This is a genomic window from Tepidibacillus sp. LV47, from assembly GCF_048381575.1.
GTDB lineage: Bacteria > Bacillota > Bacilli > Tepidibacillales > Tepidibacillaceae > Tepidibacillus.
Genome location: NZ_JBLWIF010000001.1, coordinates 550,219 through 566,062, shown reverse-complemented (window position 1 = coordinate 566,062; position 15,844 = coordinate 550,219). Strand labels below are relative to the sequence as shown.

The window sequence follows — 15,844 nt, the reverse complement described above, 5'->3', positions numbered from 1 at the left end:
TATTACGGGGATAGGGTGGTTTTAAATGAGCAGAAATGCGAAGAATTATGAGTATTTTACTTATGAGGAATTTGAAAAAATTCAGAACGATGAACCGAACTTTCGATTAGAGTATGACAATGGCTATATCTACTATATGACACCTGTTTATCCCAATCATGATCGGGTAAAGAATAAGATTGCGAATACATTGATCAATCACTTAGGATTTGATCACAAATGTGAAGTTTTCACAAGTGACGTGGCTGTCGTTTTTGAAAATGAAAATGAAAAATATGAGTTTGCTCCTGATATCATGATTACTTGTGATCCAGAAAAATTTAAAGGGGCAAAATATAAAGGAGTCCCCTCATTAATTGTTGAAATCTTATCCTATAGTACAGAGCATAGAGATAAAGGTTTAAAGCTAGATGTTTATCAGAGGTTTGGTGTGAAGGAATATTGGATTGTGGACATTAATAAAAATAAAATTATTGTCTACAATAGTAACGTTAACGGGGAGTTCATGTCTGTAAATACCTATACAAGAGGAATGACTTTAAAATGTCTAGGTCGATTTGATTTAGCAGTAGATGATATTTTTCGTGTTGTTCGATAACGACAATCCCACCTTTAAGCGTGGGATTTTTTTCTATAATTCTTACAAACAGTGCAAGAAGGATGTAGGTTAACATTTCAGAAATCGCAGATCATTACAACATCTTCATCAATACAGTAAAGACTTGGAAGAAACGAGCAATGAGAAAGTTAAGAACTGCACTTGTCACCCAATAGGACAACTAGAAGCACTATATGAGATGTAACCGGCCGGGAACAAAAAACGAATGAAGGAGAGGATGTAAAATGGCAGTAAGTCGTATCCCAGACCTTTCAAAATTAGTGATTACTTATCAAATCGGAACCGATCCACAGGGTCAGCCGATCTTAAAGTCAAAAACATATAACGGGGTAAAAGCAGCGGCTTTAGACCAAGATGTCTTTGACGTCGCACAAGCCCTTGGATCGTTGCAAAAAAATCCAGTCTACCGTGTTGAACGCATTGATCGTGAAGAAATTATTCAAGCCTAATAAAATGAAATTGATGAAGGAGGGATGATTAATGACAACGAAAACCCTTGAATTGTTATTCCAAACCACAGAAGGAAAAACGGCTCGAATTGTATTAGCAGATCCCATTGAACCTGTTGACACTGTAAAAGTGCAACAAGTAATGGACCTGATCGTATCCAAAAACATCTTCCAATTCTCTAGTGGTGAATTAGTTGCGGCAGTCGATGCGAGAGTTATTGAAAAAACAGTCACTGATCTCATCGCTTAATTTAGATGAAGTCGGAGATGATCATCATGGAACAATGGATTCCTGTCATTGGAGAAGTAGGTTTTCCCATCGTGATTACCATGTACCTACTCATTCGAATCGAAGGGAAATTGGAAGTCTTAACAAACTCTATTTCCGAATTAACCAATAGTATTTCATCCATCAAACGTTGTTAGATTCAAAGCGAAGGCAACACAGCAGAGTGTTGTCTTCTTTTCATTCTTTTCCTAATTTTTGTTATAATAAAATGAGTAATACCATAATAAACATAAGGAGGGCTTGGTTCATGGAATTAGGCTTAAAAGGGAAAGTTGCTTTTATAACAGCTGCTAGTAAAGGGCTAGGGAAAGCGATTGCAATGGAGCTAGCTAAAGAAGGGGTAGAGTTGGCCATTTCAAGCCGGAATGAAGAACAAATCACAAAAACAGCAGAAGAAATCCGTCAAGCAACAGGGACACGGGTCGAATCGATGGTTGCAGATGTCAGTAAACCAGAGGATATCAAACAATTTGTACATACGATGATCGAACGATTAGGAAAAGTAGATATTTTAATCTTAAATGCGGGTGGCCCACCAAGCGGCGAATTCATGCAGTTTGATGATGAAACTTGGGAAAAAGCGTTTCAAACCAATTTAATGAGCGTCGTTCGTATGGTTCGGGAAGTAGTTCCTTATATGCGTAAAAATGGTGGTGGCAAAATTATCACCATTGCTTCTTCATCGGTAAAAGTTCCAATACCTGGATTAGTTTTATCCAATACCTTTCGAGCAGGAATTGCTGGTTTAATGAAAACCTTATCCATTGAACTAGCTCAAGATAATATTTTAGTGAATGTGGTTGGACCAGGACGAATTGCCACCGATCGCTTGAAGGAATTAGATCAAGTAAGAGCGAATAAATTAGGAAAGTCTGTTGAACAAGTAAAAGAAGAATTCGTACAGACCATTCCGTTAAGAAGATATGGAGACCCAGAGGAATTTGCAAAAGCAGTCGTATTTCTAGCATCTGATGCCAATTCCTATATTACTGGTTCTACCATTATGATTGATGGAGGAATGGTTCAGGCTTTATAAACAAAAAAATGAATAGGAGATGATCAAATGATGACAGAGGAAAGAGAAACAGGAAAAATCAAAATTGAAAGCGATGTTGTCGCTATGATTGCTGGACTTGCTGCTACTGACACGGAAGGTATTGCTAGTATGTCCGCTGGAATTACTGAAGGATTAGCAAAAAGGGTAAGTGGGAAAAACGTTACAAAAGGAGTGCGGGTAGAAGTTGGTGAAACAGAAACCGCGATCGATTTACGTGTTGTCATTAAATATGGTTTTAAGATCCATGAAGTAGCTAGAAAACTTCAGCAAAATGTGAAAGAAGCAGTAGAATCGATGACAGGGTTACGTGTTGTTGAAGTCAATGTTTATGTTGAAGGAGTAGAATTACAAAAAGATGAACCTGAACAAGAAGAAAGTGTTCGCTTGAGATAATCTTAAAAATGTAAAGACGCCTGGGAAAACCCAGGCGATATTTTTATATGTTTTTATTATTTTCCCTCGATAAACTTAGAACAATTCCTATAGCAGTCATTGACATAATCAATGCTGATCCCCCTGCACTAATAAAGGGTAAGGGTACCCCTGTAATTGGGATTGCCCCTGTTACTCCACCAATATTAATAAATGCTTGAATCCCTAATAATGTCACGATTCCAACTCCAACCAAGGCACCAAAAGGATCTTTTGTTCGCAATGATACAACCAATGCTCGCCATAATAATAAGAGGTAAATGAGCAAAAAAAGTGTAACACCAATAAGTCCTAATTCTTCTCCCATGACAGAAAAGATAAAATCAGATTGGGGATAAGGAAGATAGAAAAACTTTTGAATTCCTTTGCCAAATCCTGTCCCAAATATGCCGCCATTACCTATAGCAATTAAGGATTGAATTAATTGGTAACCACTTCCCCATGGATCTTTCCATGGATCCATGTATGAAGTAAATCGGCTAATACGGTAACTTTTTGCGATTACAAATGGGGTCAGCGCAACTATTCCAACAAGACCTAAATACAAAATATGTTTAAGATTGGCTCCTGCAGCGATGATCATAACTCCAGCAGTCACTACAAGAATTACTCCCGTTCCTAAATCAGGCTGCAAGGCAATCAACCCAAAAATGAATAACGTTACAATTAGTGAAGGAAGTAATCCGTGTTTAAATGAGCGTATTTTCTCTCCTTTTTTGGCCATAAGCCCTGCTAGATATACAATCAAACCTAATTTAGCAAATTCGGAGGGTTGAATGGTAAAAGAACCAATTCCAATCCAACTACGTGCCCCATTTCGTATTTGACCTATTCCAGGAACAAATACTAACGCCAAAAGAAAAATAGATCCAAGAAGGAAGTAAACAAATTTTTCTTTATAAAAGCGAAACGGTATATTCATCGCGATGGACATGGTAATAAAACCAATTCCCGCCCATAAAAGTTGTCGCTCAGTAAAAAAAAAGCGATTACCCATGTTCCAATAAGAAATGGTGAAACTCGCACTAAAAACCATCACAATGCCAAACCCCACCATACCAAGGGTGAGAAAAAGTAATAAAAAATCTGGTGTCCCACGTCTGGGTTTCATGCTGTCTCTCCTTTCTTTCATCTCATCAATATATTTCAATTTCAAATTCGATTATTCCTGCTAATTCATATTTTTTCTAGTATGTTTTAGTAAATAAAATAATGAATGGTTTTTGGCCATTTGGGGAAAAGATAAAAAAAGAAAAGGAGGGAATGTAATGACCACTTTACGCGATATTATGACTACAGATGTGGCAACTGTTTCACTTCAAGATAATGCTTTTGAAGTGGCAGAAAAAATGGAGAAATACAATGTAGGTGCCATTCCAGTTGTTGAAGGGCAAAATGTGATCGGAATGATTACTGACCGGGATCTTGTCCTTCGCGGATATGCACAAAAACGTTCTGGTTCTACTGCTATTGAGGGGTTGATGACAAAAGATGTTGTCATTGGGACCCCTGATATGTCTGTTGATGAAGCAGCGAGACTTATGGCAGAAAAACAAATTCGTCGTTTACCAGTTGTTGAAAATGGTAAACTTGTTGGTATTGTTTCCATTGGTGACTTAGCCGTAAGAAATGAATCGGCTGATGAAGCAGGACAAGCATTAAGCAAAATTTCTGAGCCGGCAAACGAAGGAAAATAAATAAAAAAGAATCATACAAGTCAGTGATACGAAGGTGTAGGTTTGTATATTCCAGCTGGAATATACAAACCTATTTTTATCCACTTTAAAACGAACGTATGTTTGTATATAATAAGATTGTAGAACACCAATCGATTGGAGGGACATGAAATGCTGATGTATCCCAAAGAATATCAAGAATTCTCAAACTTAGTAAAAAAATATGTGGTTTATCATATCTTATTAAAAGTATTACAATATGATCGAAAGATTGGAAAACAATCTTCGTTTAAACTGGCACGAGCTTACGATGAATTGTTAAGTCAAGTACAATGGCTCATCGAAAAAGATCTGGTTGAAGTTAAACGACAAATGAAACGATTAGGTGGTATGATTATTAGAGAAGAACAAAAACCCACCGTTCGAATCGTTGAATCGAAGTTTCGGGGCTTTATCTATACACACCGATTTATGAATTATCTCTTACAAGCAGAAAGTGAACAGGTGTTTAAATCTTATGTATTTCCTCAAAATGAGAGGGGAAAATTAACTTCAAGTGTCAATGAATCAGGTGGTTTTTCATGCTTCGAATCATAACCATTTTCTTTTCATCTGTATTGATTGCTGTTTCCTATAATCTTTTCTTATTGCCTCATAAGGTTTTAAGTGGAGGAATAACAGGGATTGCAATGATCATTGGACTGTTAACTCCACTTAATACTGGAACTGTCATTTTTCTATTAAATATCCCGATTTTGATTCTAGGATTTCTTAAAATAGGAAAAAGGTTTATCATTTATAGTCTATTTTCGGTTAGTATCACTTCATTGGCCATGCATTACATACCCCAAAAAGCAATCGTCATTGATCCCATATTATCGTCTGTTTTTGGTGGAGTCATTAGTGGTATGGGTATTGGTTTGATTTTTCGAGTTGGTGGTTCAACGGGTGGATTTGATATTATAGGATTGTTACTTACAAGAAAGCGGGATCTCCCATTGGGAGCTATTATTTTTGGGATGAATGCAGTTGTTGTACTTGTCTCTGGTTTTCTATTTAATTTTGATTTAGCCCTTTATACGATGTTATCGATTTATACATCCGGAAGAGTGATTGATGCGATACATACCCGTCATGTGAAACTTACTTTAATGATTATTACGAGTCGTGGAGAAGAAATGAAAAACATGTTAATGGAACATATTGTAAGAGGGATTACGATTGTTGATGGTGAAGGAGCATATACTAAGGAAAAACGAAAAATTCTCTTTACTGTGATCACACGTTATGATTTGATTTTAATCAAACCTTATATCTTTGAAGTTGACCCCCATGCGTTTGTCAACATTACAGAAACCGTTGAGGTATTAGGGGCTTTTCGAAGATCATTATGATCAAAAATAAAAAAAATATTAAGAAAAGGGTAGAGGATCAAAATGAGAAAAAGTAATAGATTGTTTTTCATGATCATCCTATTATCTTTGATTTTATTTGGTTGTCAATTTGCTATACAGTCTCCTCAACTGATTCAAGCCAAAGTGATTCGGGTGGTTGATGGCGATACGTTTGTTGCGAAAGTAGAAGGAAAAGAAGAAAGAGTTCGTCTATTATTGATCGACACCCCGGAAACGGTTCATCCGCAAAAACCTGTGGAGCCATTTGGAAAAGAAGCCTCCCAATTTACCAAAGAGAAACTCAAAAATCAGACAGTAGGATTAGAATTTGATGTTCAAGAAAGAGATAAATACGGACGTTTACTTGCCTATGTTTATTTACCTGATGGAAAGATGTTAAATGAGCTTCTCTTAGAAAAAGGTCTAGCCCAAGTTGTTGTTTTTCCGCCTAATGTAAAATACATTGATCGTTTTCGGGAGATCCAAAAAAAGGCAAGGGAAAATAAAATAGGAATATGGTCAGAGTGAAAAAGGACATACAAAGACAATGGAGAATACATATTGTAGGAAAGAAAATCATGACGCTACAAAGGAGTTGAAATCATGACAAAAGAAGAAATCATAAAAGAATTAGAGATGAGAGACTTAACAGATATGATTGAACTGATTGAAGATGCAGAAAATGGTGACTTGGAGGAATTAGAACTTGTTGAACAAATTGGTCTTCTTCATGATCCAAAGCTAAATGACGAAGTAATTCGTTTGTTAGAAAGTATGAATGTGAAAATCACTTATGTGACTTATGATGAGGAAGATGAAGAAGATGAGTAACCATCATGACCATCACGGTCATCATCATCACAAATATACAAACCAAAACCAAAAGGTATTAGCCACCGCCGTTTTCATCACCTTTGGTTTTATGATCATAGAATTGATTGGCGGATGGATCACCAATAGTTTGGCATTATTGTCTGATGCAGGACACATGCTTTCAGATGCTGGGGCATTAGTTCTAAGTCTTGTTGCCGTTTACTTTGCGAAAAAACCACCATCACCATCAAAGACTTATGGATATTATCGTTTTGAAATACTAGCGGCACTTATAAATGGGATTACCCTGTTTGTGATTGCTATATATATTTTTGTTGAAGCGATCCAAAGAATCATCACTCCGCCTAAAGTGAATAGTGAACTGATGATGATTGTTGCAATCATTGGGCTAGTGGCCAATTTGGCAAGTGCTTTTATTTTAATGAGAGGGGAACATGAGAAAAACTTAAATCTTAAAAGTGCATACCTGCATGTTGTTGGCGATGCGTTAGGTTCAATTGGTGTCATTGTTGCCGGTTTGCTCATGAGATGGTTTAAGTGGTATCATGCTGATCCTATCATCAGTGTGCTTGTTTCCGTTTTAATTCTCGTTAGTGCTTGGAGAGTACTGAAGGATTCTGTGAATATTCTCATGGAAGGAACCCCAAGCAATATAAACTATGAACAAATTAAACAAGCGTTAATGGGATTAAAAGGGGTGATAGGAGTCCATGATCTTCATATTTGGTCTATTTCATCAGGAAAAGATTCTTTAAGTTGCCATTTGGTGATTGAAGATGGAGAAGACCAAATATGTATTTTGCAGTCTTCCATTGATTTATTGAAGGATAAATTTCAGATTGAACATACAACTATCCAAATTGAAAATTCAAAAACGAACCATAAACCATTACATTGTAATTAAAAACCGACTCTAGTTGAGTCGGTTTTTTGATTCATAATAAGAACATAGCTACAATCGTTGTAACCACTAAGCCGATTGTGACAGGAATCAGATTCCGCCTAGCCAATTCAAATGGATCAACCCCAGTGATCGCTGCGGCCGGGATTAAAGCCCAAGGAATTAGCGTTCCACCACCAACCCAGATCCCTGCGATTTGTCCTAAAGCCGTAAGAGTGGCCGTGTCCACATGTATGGCAGAACCAAATAATTTGGCCACTGATCCAGCTAGAGAAATACCAGAAAAACCAGAACCATCTAAGCCTGTAATTGAACCAACAATTGCTAAGGTTACTGCTGCGATATGTTTTGTTAGAGGAACAACAGAAGCAAGAGCCACACCTAAATCATTGACAATGCCATTTGATCCTTGAGGAAGAGCGTGTTTTCCAAGAATAGTAAGAATTCCTGCATCCCCTAGATAAAAGAATGCAGCGATGGGAATGACAGGGCCAAACACTTTAAAACCGAATTGAAAACCTTCGACTATATACTCCGTTATTCTACCCATACGGTTTTTTCTATGATGAAGCAAACTGGTTAAAATGAGAATGAGGATTGCCGTTCCACCAACTAATGCAGTTGCGTCTCCACCAGTTAGATTTAAGGCGAACATCCCTACCACGTCCAAGAGAAAAAGAAAAGGAATTAAGAATGCTAAAATCAGTTTATATTTTCTTTTATCAAATGAGTTGATCTTCACTTCCTGTGTTTCAATTTCAGCCAATTGATTACTTGTAACATTTAGAGTTCCATTTTTTAGGTCGCGGTGTAAGAAATAAAAAGCAACTGCCGTGGTTACAATTCCCATTACCATTACTAATGGAATACTGGCAGATACTACATTACCAACTGGAATACCAGCTGCACCAGAAGTAATCGTTGGTGCTCCTTGGATCACAAAATCCCCTGATAAGGCAATACCATGCCCAAAAAGGTTCATGGCCATTGCAACACCTAATGCGGGTAGACCAACACGAACAGCTACAGGAAGAAAGACAGCACCGATTAACGCAACCGCAGGAGAAGGCCAAAAGAACCACGAAATGATCATCATCGCAATTCCGATGACCCAATATGCGATCAATGGAGATTTGATCATGCGAGTTATAGGACGAACCATCAATTCATTGATACCTGAATGGGTTAACACTTTACTCATCGCTACGATTAAGCTAATGATCAGGATCGTTCCTAATAACTCTTTGATCGCAAAGATCAAACTATTAAATAAAGAGAGAATTGAACTTGGTATTGATTTCGTTACCAACATACTGATGGTTAAGATGCCAAGAATGCTAACAAGGGTCGTATCCTTCCTCATTACCATCACACCAATGATAAGAAAGATAAAGATAAGATAGACCCAATGGATAGCCGACAATTGAATTTCCATAGGAAGCCTCCTCCTTTTTACTAGGCTAATGCCTTACTTTACTTTATGCAGGAACATAAATTTGGGTGAAGAATAAAGCAGGCTTTAACTGCTTATCCTAAAAAATAGTGATTGTTAGGTTGCACATGGATAGAGAGGAAGAATTCCTATGAAACAATCAATGGACCGACCGATCATGATCCAAAACGATCGAACATTACTTCTTGAAGTGAATCACCCCAAATTTAAAAAAGCGAGGGAAGAAATCTCCCCCTTTGCTGAACTGCTTAAAAGCCCAGGATATTTTCACATCTATCGAATGACCCCTGTTACTTTGTGGAATGCAGCAGCAAATGGTTATTCATGGAAACAAGTGATTGGGATATTAGATCAATATAGTAAGTTTCATGTCCCTACTTTCATTAAAGATGAAATTCGTCTTTATATGGAACGTTATGGAATTCTTTCTTTTGAACGGGAAGGAAATCAAATTCACTGTAAGAGTAAAGATCCAAAAGTACTCGATGAATTTCTCTCGTTTGCTTCTTTACAACCCTACTTTAGAGAGCGATTAAATGAACATACTGTCGTCATTGATGAACACGATCGAGGATTTCTTAAACAAGAGCTGATCAAGCTGGGTTATCCTGTAAGAGATTTAGCTGGTTATCAAGAGGGAGAATATCTATCATTTTCCCTACTTGCAAAAACGAAATCAGGGAAAAGTTTCCAACTACGAGATTACCAAAGAAAAGCCATCGATATTTTTTATGAGAAAGGTGCAGTCACTGGTGGAAGCGGAGTAATCGTTTTACCTTGTGGATCAGGGAAAACCATCGTAGGTATAGGAATCATGGAACTTTTACAAGCAGAAACATTAATTCTTACAACGAATACCTCATCAGTGCGCCAATGGATTGATGAATTGATCGATAAGACTTCTTTAACAGAGGAGATGATTGGCGAATATAGTGGACAAAAAAAAGAGGTAAAACCCGTCACTGTTGCCACTTATCAAATATTAACTTACCGATCAAAAGCTGAATTGGAATTTGAACATATGAAGTTATTTCAACAACGAAATTGGGGGTTAATCATTTATGATGAAGTTCATTTATTGCCTGCCCCGATATTTCGTTATACAGCCAATATCCAAGCCAAAAGACGATTAGGTTTAACGGCAACATTGGTACGTGAAGATGGCAAAGAAGATGAGGTGTTTTCTTTAATCGGGCCAAAAAAATATGAAGTTCCATGGTTACAAATGGAAGATCGCGGATGGATTGCAAAAGCGAAATGTACTGATATCCAAATTCCTTTACCAAAGAAGTGGCAAAGGCAATATATCGAGGCACCAAAAAAACAAAAATACAAAATAGCATCGACAAACCCATTAAAAATCAAGGTCGTAAAGCAACTGGTGAAACAACATCAAAATGATCCCATTTTAATTATTGGCCAATATCTGAACCAATTAAAAGAGATCGCACAAGAATTAGACGCTCCACTCATTACAGGAAAAGTGAAACAACAAGAACGGGATCAGATCTATCAAGCATTTCGAACAGGTAGAATCAAAGTCCTTGTTGTCTCGAAAGTGGCTAATTTTGCCATTGATTTACCTGATGCTAAAGTAGCGATTCAAGTCTCTGGAACCTTCGGCTCTAGACAAGAAGAAGCTCAACGACTCGGAAGAATCTTAAGACCAAAAAAAGGAGAAAATGAGGCCTATTTTTATTCTTTAATTACTCAGCAAACCGTTGATCAAGATTATGCATTAAAACGTCAGCTTTTTTTGCTGGAACAGGGATACGAATACGAGATTCAAAATTATCCATTGTAGGTGATATAAGATGAAGTTGATCTATTATCTGGAGCATTTTAAGGCTTCAACCTTAAAAAAAATTTTAGAGGGACATGGAATAAGAACAAAGGAAAAGTCCCCTTCTAAATTGTTGAATCACCTACTTCATTTATTATTAGATGTCCATTACTTAAAACAACTTTATCAAGGATTATCACTAGAAGAAAAAGAAGTAATTGATTTTTTTATTATTCATCGCCCAAATCAAATGTTTTCTTATCGTAGTTTAAACCAAAAATTTGACTCCATTCACAGAGATCGATTTGAAAAAGGAATTCATCAATTAATGGCCAAAGGACTCCTTTTTCAGCTTAAACGAAACTATGGGGATATCGGCTTTACCATTCCTCATGATCTGTTTCAACTTTTTCACCAAATCATTTTTGCAAAAAGGCTGAATCCTTTATCTAAAAAGGTGCAATTTATTGAACATCTTCAGGAACAAGGGAAAAACATCGATGAAGAATTCTATCAATTTTTGTCTGGGTTATATTTTTTGTTAAGTCCTGAGGGAGAAATCGGGAAGCTGAACAAACAGCAACTGAACAAGTTATTAAAACGAATTCAACTTGAAGAATCGAAATTAGAGTATTTCCCAATCCATTATGAAATAGAGGGGTTGACAAAAACGATCTCTCTTTTGATCTATTTAGCCAAAGGTTTAGGGCTAATTCAATTTAAACAGAATCAATTCAGCATCAATTCAAAGAAAATACATGATTGGCTACAATTGTCACCTTTTACAAGACACGAACTGATTGAGGGGATGATTCGCTTTTCTTTTCAATCAAGCGACTTATTAATAAATCATTTTTTTCACCGTTTATTCTCTTTGTCTAAAGGAAAATGGTTTCATGCTCATCAACTCATTGAGGAACTATCTAATCAACTTCATCGATCGATTGATGAATCTTTTTATTATCGAATTGAACAAGAGGTTCTAAAACCTATGGAAGAACTAGGATTTTTGACGTATACTGGAGATTGGCGAAAGGAACTCTTCCTTAAAATGAAGGAACAGGTCAATGAAGAGATTGAGCAATTTTATGTTCAACCGAATTTCGAGGTCTTGGTACCTAGTCATCTTGCTTATTCTCTTCGACTTGAACTGGAACATTTTGCAGATTTAGAAAGAAGAGATCAACTTTGCCTTTATAAGATCACCAAAGCCTCGTTAATCAAAGGATTAGAAATGGGGAAAAGCATTGAAGAGATTCTCGATTTCTTAGAACGATACAGTGCCATACCCATTCATCAAAATATGAAAACAATCTTGATCGATTGGGCGAAGGGTTATGGTGCCATTCAATTTTATGATGTGCGGATTTTAAAATGTGAAAATAAAGAGATTGCTTCCCATTTAAAACAAGAACTACAAGATTGGATTATCGATGAAATTACACCCCTTCATTTCATCGTGAAAAAAGAGAAACATTTTGAGCAAGCGATCAAACAATTAAAGGATCTAGGCTACATTCCGACAAAAAGGATTTTGACAGAAAAAGAAATCTATAGGGAAGATTCTACATCAGATGTATTTGAAGAAGAGGATGAATTTATCTTATTTAAGCATCCCGATTACGAACTAGTACTAGAATTAGAATCATTCCCTGCCATCACAAAACCATAAAACTACATTTTGATAGTGAAAACTGCTATAATAAGAAATGGAGGGGATATTGTGTATTTAGATAATAAAATCATCACAGAAACGTATAAATTAGTCGATATGATCCTTCAATCCGAAGAGATACGAGACTATTTACGATATAAAGAAGCAATCGAGCAAGATTTACAAGTCAATGAGCTAAAGAAAAAACTTGCGAAAGCGAAAGAGCGATATGAAGAATATAGCCGTTATGGAGAATATCATCCTGACTACCATGAAGCAAAGAAAAAAGTTTATCAAATCCTTGCAGAGATTAATCAAAACCGATTAGTTCAAAAATTTAAACAAGCAGAACAAGAATTAGATGAATTATTATATCTTGTCGCCAAAACGTTGGCCCAAGCCATTTCGCCCTCTATAATCGTTTCTAAGAATGCCCCGTTCTTTAAGAATGAAGGAATGTCTTGTACAACAGGCGGCTGCCAAAGTTGCAGCCTACAAAGAAGTTGTGCCATCAAGGTTTCTTGAATATTCGCAAAAATCATGGTAGTATAATGGTAATGGTTAAAAAAAGGAGAAGATCATGATGATACCAAAACGAACAGGTTTAGTGGTCTGGATAAATGACTTACGAGCAGCAAGAAACTTAGAACGAATCGGCAATATTCATTTCATTTCTAGAAGGTTAAAATATGTGATATTATATATCAATGAGAAAGATTTAAGAAAAACCATGTCGTATTTACAACGACTTCCATTTGTTGAGAAAGTAGAACGCTCTTATCGTTCAGAGATTGTTCAAATGGATTTTTCTCGGAATGCTTAAATCTGGTTATTTTTTACTTCTATCAACTCGATTGCCTTCGAGTTGATAGAAGTTTTTCTTTTGTCCATATTATTTAACTACTTTAATTTTCGTTTCTCGAAATATATAATAGAACTATCTCTAATTAATGAGTAAAGTAATAATTTACTATATACTCAATAAATGATCAATAAAGAATAAGGGGTCTTTGTTATGCAACTTTGGAGGAGAAACTTGTATATTTTATGGGGTGCGGTGTTCTTACTAATGGCAGCGATGAGTTCGATCATGCCCTTTTTACCTTTATATATTCACCAAGACATGGGGATACAGTCGGAAGAGCAAGTGGCAATGTGGTCAGGGTTGATTTTTGGTGCAAATTTTTTAACTGCATTTCTCTTTTCGCCTTTATGGGGAAAATTGTCGGATAAATATGGACGTAAAATCATGATTCTTCGCTCTGGTTTTGGGATGTCAATCGTCATCTCATTAATGGGTTTAGCAACGAATGTTTATCATCTTCTATTACTTCGGCTTTTAAATGGGATGATTGCAGGTTTCAATCCAGCTGCCATTACTTTGGTAGCAACCAATACACCGAAAGAGAGAGTAGGGTATGCGCTGGGAATGCTGCGCTCAGGTGCTGTGGCAGGATCGATTATTGGGCCATTTTTAGGCGGATTTTTGGCCGATTACATTGGGTTTCGTCATATTTTCTTTTATACGGGCGTATTGATTCTTATCGCAGCGATTATTGTTTTATTTATGGTGAAGGAAGATTTTACGCCAAGGGAGACCGAAGAGTCAGGAAACTTTGTGAAGGATTTTAAATTAATTGTGGGAACTCAACCATTGATCCAATTATTTGTTGTTGCTTTTATGATTCAGTTTGCGACGCTAAATGTAAATCCAGTTTTACCCTTATTTGTTCAACAATTAGATCCACCAGGTGGTAGAGTATCCTTCTTTGCAGGGTTAGTCGCAGCGATGGCCGGTTTTGCCGAAATGATGGCAGCACCTAGATTGGGGAAACTTGGTGACAAAATTGGTCCCCAAAAGGTACTCTTCTATACCATGATTGGGGCAGCATTACTCTTTTTACCTCAAGGATTCTCAACGAATATTTGGCAATTACTACTTTGGAGATTTTTATTAGGATTAACCGTTGGTGGGTTACTCCCATCTGTTAACGCCTTAACCCACCGGTTTGCGCCAAAAGGATTGGAGAGCACTACCTTTGGATATAGCAATAGTGCCACTTTCCTGGGAAATATGATAGGACCGATCACCGGAGGGTTTTTAGCAGGGCATATTGGCTTAAATGGTGTATTTTTTGTAACGGCAATTCTTTTACTATTAAATGGAATCTGGACACACATAGCCGTGAATAAAAGAATCAAAGCGTTACAAACTTCCAATTAAGTTTGCTTTCTTAACATTACCTTGATAGATTATGCAAAAAACTCCTTTTCCATTTAAACCCCCTACTCAAATTATTTAACTTGAGTAGGGGGGATTTTTTTGCAAATTTTTCTATTTCTCGAAGGGTTGATTGTATATTCAAACCTTTTTTCTGTTTATGAAAGTAAATAGTGAATCAACTGTTTTGTTACATGATCGATTTTATCAGGCTGATAAACGATGTGATAGTTCAATTGAAGGGGTAAGGAACTGATTTTTAATAACTTCATACTTCCAGAAAGTTTCTCTTTTCGTATGGCGATATCACAAAGAAAGGAAACGCCAAACCCTGATTCGACTAAGGATTTAATTGCGCTAACACTACTGATTTCCGCTGCCACATGTAATCGATTCATATCAATCCCTTGTTTTTGAAAGGTTTCTTCAATTGATTGGCGAAGTCCCATTTTTTCATCAGGTAAGATAATGGGAAGTTGATACAGCTCTTCAATCGTTAATTCTTCTATATTACTCCATTTTTCGTGGTTAGGAACGGCTATATAAATTGTATCTGTAGAGATTAACTCGCTGTGGAAAGAAGAATCATTAGGGAGAGTTCCGTCGATACAGCCGATGTGGATATCCCCGTTTTTTAATTGCTCAAGTAGAGTAGGACGGTCTAATGTCAAGATTTTTATATCAATAGAAGGGAACTTTTCACGAAAGTGGGTAATTTTACAAGGGATAAAATAACTTCCAATTACCGATTCTGCTCCAATGATAATTTTTTGGTTTCCATGTTCCAGCTTATGTAAGTTCTCTACCATTTCTCGATAGACATGTAAGATATCTTTGGCATATTGGTAAAATGTTTGGCCTGCTTCTGTAAGGGTTACTCCATTAGGAGAACGTTCAAACAAAGAGATATTTAATTGCTCTTCAATCATTTGAATTTTGTTACTGACAGCAGGTTGAGTCAGATGTAATATTTTAGCTGCTTTCGATAAACTCTTTAATTCAGCAGCAAGGAGAAAAACCTCCAAGTTTGAGATGTGCATAGAAGGATCCTCCTATAATTTTTCTAAAATCTGTTACTAAAT

Annotated in this window: 19 protein-coding genes and 1 pseudogene; 17 read left to right on the top strand and 3 right to left on the bottom strand. The window is 36.6% G+C overall.

Annotated elements, in window-relative coordinates; translation table 11 throughout:
* Positions 1–25 precede the first annotated feature (25 nt).
* From ACMW72_RS02810 to ACMW72_RS02785, 6 genes are all read left to right on the top strand, one after another.
* Complete coding sequence (locus tag ACMW72_RS02810; protein ID WP_418367299.1) at positions 26–598, top strand: Uma2 family endonuclease; 573 nt, start codon at positions 26–28, stop codon at positions 596–598.
* Between the two features lie 245 nt (positions 599–843).
* A complete protein-coding gene (locus ACMW72_RS02805) occupies positions 844–1,068 on the top strand; it encodes a DUF1659 domain-containing protein (RefSeq protein ID WP_418367298.1) in 225 nt (74 codons plus the stop codon).
* Positions 1,069–1,099: 31 nt separating this feature from the next.
* The gene (locus ACMW72_RS02800; RefSeq protein WP_418367297.1) at positions 1,100–1,318 is read left to right on the top strand and encodes a DUF2922 domain-containing protein; all 219 of its coding nucleotides are present in this window, start codon (positions 1,100–1,102) and stop codon (positions 1,316–1,318) included.
* Positions 1,319–1,344: 26 nt separating this feature from the next.
* A complete protein-coding gene (locus ACMW72_RS02795; protein ID WP_418367296.1) occupies positions 1,345–1,494 on the top strand; it encodes a YvrJ family protein in 150 nt (49 codons plus the stop codon).
* A 110-nt stretch (positions 1,495–1,604) separates the two neighbouring features.
* Positions 1,605–2,393 (top strand): SDR family oxidoreductase, encoded by a 789-nt coding sequence (locus ACMW72_RS02790; protein ID WP_418367295.1) that lies wholly within the window; start codon positions 1,605–1,607, stop codon positions 2,391–2,393.
* Positions 2,394–2,423: 30 nt separating this feature from the next.
* Complete coding sequence (locus tag ACMW72_RS02785; RefSeq protein WP_418367387.1) at positions 2,424–2,807, top strand: Asp23/Gls24 family envelope stress response protein; 384 nt, start codon at positions 2,424–2,426, stop codon at positions 2,805–2,807.
* Between the two features lie 43 nt (positions 2,808–2,850).
* On the opposite strand, the gene ftsW is transcribed toward ACMW72_RS02785, so the two are convergent.
* Positions 2,851–3,957 carry a putative lipid II flippase FtsW gene (ftsW, locus tag ACMW72_RS02780; protein ID WP_418367294.1) on the bottom strand — a complete coding sequence of 369 codons (1,107 nt, stop codon included), beginning with the start codon at positions 3,955–3,957 and terminating at the stop codon, positions 2,851–2,853.
* 157 nt (positions 3,958–4,114) lie between these two features.
* Between ftsW and ACMW72_RS02775 the strand changes: the two genes are divergently transcribed.
* From ACMW72_RS02775 to ACMW72_RS02750, 6 genes and pseudogenes are all read left to right on the top strand, one after another.
* Entirely contained in the window at positions 4,115–4,543 is a 429-nt protein-coding gene (locus ACMW72_RS02775) for a CBS domain-containing protein (protein WP_418367293.1), read from the top strand.
* 150 nt (positions 4,544–4,693) lie between these two features.
* Positions 4,694–5,119, top strand: a complete 426-nt coding sequence (locus tag ACMW72_RS02770; RefSeq protein WP_418367292.1) for a hypothetical protein — start codon at positions 4,694–4,696, stop codon at positions 5,117–5,119.
* Positions 5,104–5,916: a YitT family protein gene (locus ACMW72_RS02765; RefSeq protein ID WP_418367291.1), complete on the top strand. Its 813-nt coding sequence runs from the start codon at positions 5,104–5,106 to the stop codon at positions 5,914–5,916. The genes ACMW72_RS02770 and ACMW72_RS02765 overlap by 16 nt, the downstream gene beginning before the upstream one ends.
* Before the next feature lie 42 nt (positions 5,917–5,958).
* Positions 5,959–6,438, top strand: a pseudogene (locus ACMW72_RS02760) (thermonuclease family protein); the annotation flags it as partial.
* Positions 6,439–6,519: 81 nt separating this feature from the next.
* Positions 6,520–6,747 (top strand): hypothetical protein, encoded by a 228-nt coding sequence (locus ACMW72_RS02755; protein WP_418367290.1) that lies wholly within the window; start codon positions 6,520–6,522, stop codon positions 6,745–6,747.
* Positions 6,740–7,654, top strand: coding sequence for a cation diffusion facilitator family transporter (locus ACMW72_RS02750; protein ID WP_418367289.1), 915 nt, complete (start codon positions 6,740–6,742; stop codon positions 7,652–7,654). The genes ACMW72_RS02755 and ACMW72_RS02750 overlap by 8 nt, the downstream gene beginning before the upstream one ends.
* Before the next feature lie 31 nt (positions 7,655–7,685).
* Here the strand turns inward: ACMW72_RS02750 and ACMW72_RS02745 are convergent, their stop codons facing one another.
* Positions 7,686–9,086 (bottom strand): hypothetical protein, encoded by a 1,401-nt coding sequence (locus tag ACMW72_RS02745; RefSeq protein WP_418367288.1) that lies wholly within the window; start codon positions 9,084–9,086, stop codon positions 7,686–7,688.
* Between the two features lie 148 nt (positions 9,087–9,234).
* Between ACMW72_RS02745 and ACMW72_RS02740 the strand changes: the two genes are divergently transcribed.
* From ACMW72_RS02740 to ACMW72_RS02720, 5 genes are all read left to right on the top strand, one after another.
* Positions 9,235–10,908 (top strand): DNA repair helicase XPB, encoded by a 1,674-nt coding sequence (locus ACMW72_RS02740; protein ID WP_418367287.1) that lies wholly within the window; start codon positions 9,235–9,237, stop codon positions 10,906–10,908.
* A 10-nt stretch (positions 10,909–10,918) separates the two neighbouring features.
* A complete protein-coding gene (locus ACMW72_RS02735; RefSeq protein ID WP_418367286.1) occupies positions 10,919–12,559 on the top strand; it encodes a helicase-associated domain-containing protein in 1,641 nt (546 codons plus the stop codon).
* A gap of 51 nt (positions 12,560–12,610) precedes the next feature.
* Positions 12,611–13,066, top strand: a complete 456-nt coding sequence (locus ACMW72_RS02730) for a YlbF family regulator (protein ID WP_418367285.1) — start codon at positions 12,611–12,613, stop codon at positions 13,064–13,066.
* 55 nt (positions 13,067–13,121) lie between these two features.
* A complete protein-coding gene (locus tag ACMW72_RS02725; RefSeq protein WP_418367284.1) occupies positions 13,122–13,364 on the top strand; it encodes a YlbG family protein in 243 nt (80 codons plus the stop codon).
* A 213-nt stretch (positions 13,365–13,577) separates the two neighbouring features.
* Positions 13,578–14,765, top strand: coding sequence for an MFS transporter (locus ACMW72_RS02720; protein WP_418367283.1), 1,188 nt, complete (start codon positions 13,578–13,580; stop codon positions 14,763–14,765).
* A 155-nt stretch (positions 14,766–14,920) separates the two neighbouring features.
* On the opposite strand, the gene ACMW72_RS02715 is transcribed toward ACMW72_RS02720, so the two are convergent.
* Positions 14,921–15,802 carry a LysR substrate-binding domain-containing protein gene (locus ACMW72_RS02715; RefSeq protein WP_418367282.1) on the bottom strand — a complete coding sequence of 294 codons (882 nt, stop codon included), beginning with the start codon at positions 15,800–15,802 and terminating at the stop codon, positions 14,921–14,923.
* Between the last annotated feature and the right edge of the window lie 42 nt (positions 15,803–15,844).